The following is a 3302-nucleotide window of genomic DNA, read 5'->3' as shown; positions in this document are numbered from 1 at the left end:
ATTACTCCCGCAATGTGTGAAGGCTCTGGTATGCTTGAATTTTCTCGTTTGTTTCCAAACCAATATTTTGATGTTGCAATTGCTGAACAACATGCAGTGACCTTTGCAGCAGGTCTTGCAATTAGTGGATATAATCCTGTTGTATCTATTTATTCTACTTTTTTACAACGTGCCTACGACCAACTTATACACGATGTTGCATTGCAAAAATTAGCTATTTTATTTGCTGTTGATAGAGGAGGTATTGTTGGTGATGATGGACAAACTCATCAAGGAATTTTTGATTTAGCTTATTTAAGATGTATTCCTGGAATAGTTATTATGACTCCTAGTGATGAAAATGAATGTAAGCAAATGTTATATACTGGTTATATGCATAAAAAGGGACCTAGTGTAGTAAGATATCCTAAAGGGAATGGTATTGGAGCATTATTAATGCCAATGAATCGAATTCCATTAGGACAATCTATTATAAAAAGAATTGGAAAAAAAATAGCTATTTTAAATTTTGGTACTTTATTGAAAAATGCTTTTTTTTCAGCAAATCATTTAGATGCAACATTAGTAGATATGCGTTTTGTTAAACCATTAGATACAGATATAATTTTAAGACTTTCTTCTAATCATAAATTTTTCATTACTCTTGAAGAAGGTGTGATTTCTGGTGGAGCAGGTAGTGCAGTAAATGAATTTATTATGTTAAATAAAATTTTATTATCTATTTTAAATATTGGTTTACCAGATAATTTTGTTTCTCAAGGTACTCAAGAAGAAATTAGACATGATTATAAATTAGATGAAGAAGGGATTCATAATCAAATATTTTATTGGTTAACAAAATCATAGAACGTTTTTTATTAAAAAAATATTATCTAATAATATCAATTTAACTATATCTTATTTTTATTGCTGCTTTATCTAAAACACCATTGATAAATTTATGACTATCTTTAGAACCAAATAATTTTGCTAATTCTATTCCTTCATTAATAGATACCTTATAGGGTATATCTTTTCTATTATAGAGTTCATAGAATGAAATTCTAAGAATAGCTTTTTCAATTTGTCCTAGTTCTTTTAATGATCTAAATAAATAAGGTTTCATTAGATTATCTATATTTTTACAATTTTGTGTGATACCAAAAATTAGCTCGTGAAAGTATTCTAGATCAATGTTTTTTTTATTTCTTTCTTTTAAAAATTCTATAGCACTATCTTTAATATTGTTATGAGATATTTCCCAAGAATATAGAATTTGTAAAGCGCATGCTCGAGCTTTTCTTCGAGAAGATGGTTTCATAAATACAATTCTCTTTATTATTGGTTGCAATTATTTAGGATATAATATCAATCTTACATCTGTACCTATTTTACGAATATTTTGCAATTGAAATTGAAGAGAATCAATTAATTTTAGCTTATGATCGAGTAGACACAATGGTTTTGCTTTATGTCCAAGTATTTTAGGTGCTATATATATAACTAGCTCATCTATTAAATTTTTATCTAATAGAAATCCAGACAAAGTACTTCCTGCTTCTATCCATACACTGTTAATTTCTGATTTTCCTAAAAATTTAAAAACAGATAAAATATTTATTTTTTTATCACGTTCATTAAAAATGATTTGTGTTGTGTTTTTTGGCCATGACAATTTATCTAATTTTAATCGTATTAACCAAATTTTACCTTTGGTTCTGAACATTTTATGTGATGGTGTAATACGATTTTTACTATCTATAATTACTCTAATCGGTTGTCGAAATATTTTTTTGGGGAAAGTTAACAATGTTTTTTTATCTAGTTCTTTATAACGTACATTTAATAAAGAATTATCTTTTAATATAGTAGAACTGCTACTTAAAATTACAGAACTTTTTGCTCGAAATTTTTGAACATCTTGACGTGCATTTTTTGAAGTAATCCATTTACTTTCACCGTTTTGCATCGCAATTCTACCATCTATTGACATTGCTAATTTAAGTTTTATTCATGGCAATCCAGTTTTCATTCTTTTAAAAAAACCTTTATTACATTTTTCTGATTTTTTTGATAATAAACCTGTTGTAACAGAAATACCATTTTTTTTTAGGTATGAAATTCCATTTCCAGAAACTTTAGGGTTAGGATCTATATTAGATATAATAACACGTTTTATACCTGCTTTTATTAATGCTTTACAACATGGTGGAGTTTTTCCAAAATAATTACATGGTTCAAGTGTCACATAAACATCTGCTCCTTTCGCTTTTGCACCAGCCATTATTAATGCATTTATTTCAGCATGATTATCTCCTGATTTTTTGTGCCATCCTTCTCCAATTATTTTATTATCTTTTACTATCACACATCCTACATTAGGATTAGGAGAAGTAGTGAATTCACCTAGTTTACTAATTTTTATTGCTCTTTTCATATAAAATATATCTTTCATTTTTTTAAACCAAAATGTATTTTTCTAAAAAAATTAAAATTATTTTTTTATTTTTTTATATAATTTTCTAAAATTATTAAAAATATTGAGTATATTGTTAGTTTCTAAAGAATTAACAATGTATAAAAATATTTATAACAATTATGTTTGTACTTTATAAATTTTATTTTATATAATTTGATATTTAAAAGAAATTAATTTTATATTTTTTCTAATTACTTTTTCCATATGAAGTTTAAATTTTTTTAACTATATATTATTATATTTATATACTTAAAAAAAGTAAGATATTTTACATTGTCTTTTATATTTAAACATCTAATTACATATATTAAGTTTTTAACAAAAATATTATTTTTTTATACTTTTTTAAATTATTATTTATTTTAATTACTTAAAATTATTTTCAAAATTTTAAGAATATTTAATATAACATATTTAGTTATCACTGATTAATATTGCATAAGATAAATATACTATTTTTTTAAAAACATCTTGAGATTATTCATTACATTAATCATTTCTAATGCAGCTAAAGCAGCTTGAGTTCCTTTATTGCCCATTTTTGTTCCTGATCTTTCAATTGATTGTTCAATATTGTTTGTTGTTAATATTGCTGACGTTATAGGTATAAGATATGTTGTGCTAATAGCTAATAAACTATTATTAGTATCACTAGAAATATATTTAAAATGATCTGTTTTTCCTTTTATAACGGTTCCTATTACAATAATAGCATCATATTTTTTAGATTTTGCAATATAATTCGCTGTAATAGGTATTTCGTACGTTCCAGGAACATATACCTTTAAAATATTTTTTTCATTAACTTCACCTATTCTTTTTAGTGTATCAATTACTCCTGATA

The 3302-nt window shown here is 24.7% G+C and carries 3 protein-coding genes and 1 pseudogene; 1 reads left to right on the top strand and 3 read right to left on the bottom strand.

Annotation, left to right across the window (positions count from 1 at the left end; translation table 11 throughout):
- Nucleotides 1–846: transketolase C-terminal domain-containing protein (locus tag D9V70_RS03335; protein ID WP_301182238.1), on the top strand; the 846-nt coding region annotated here is incomplete at its 5' end.
- A gap of 40 nt (nucleotides 847–886) precedes the next feature.
- Here D9V70_RS03335 and nusB read toward each other — a convergent pair.
- From nusB to ribH, 3 genes and pseudogenes are all read right to left on the bottom strand, one after another.
- Entirely contained in the window at nucleotides 887–1300 is a 414-nt protein-coding gene (gene nusB / locus D9V70_RS02385; protein ID WP_158356138.1) for a transcription antitermination factor NusB, read from the bottom strand.
- Nucleotides 1301–1330: 30 nt separating this feature from the next.
- A pseudogene (gene ribD, locus D9V70_RS03330) lies at nucleotides 1331–2434 on the bottom strand (bifunctional diaminohydroxyphosphoribosylaminopyrimidine deaminase/5-amino-6-(5-phosphoribosylamino)uracil reductase RibD).
- Nucleotides 2435–2910: 476 nt separating this feature from the next.
- Nucleotides 2911–3302 (bottom strand): 6,7-dimethyl-8-ribityllumazine synthase (gene ribH / locus D9V70_RS02370; RefSeq protein ID WP_158356297.1); only part of this gene is annotated, 392 nt, incomplete at its 5' end.

It is taken from the genome of Buchnera aphidicola (Lipaphis pseudobrassicae), assembly GCF_005081185.1.
Taxonomy (GTDB): domain Bacteria; phylum Pseudomonadota; class Gammaproteobacteria; order Enterobacterales; family Enterobacteriaceae; genus Buchnera; species Buchnera aphidicola_AD.
This window is presented reverse-complemented; position numbering and strand designations above follow the sequence as displayed.

Excerpts from the sequence above, each read along its gene's own strand:
- nusB (WP_158356138.1), bottom strand. The coding sequence starts at position 1,300 with ATGAAACCATCTTCTCGAAGAAAAGCTCGAGCATGCGCTTTACAAATT.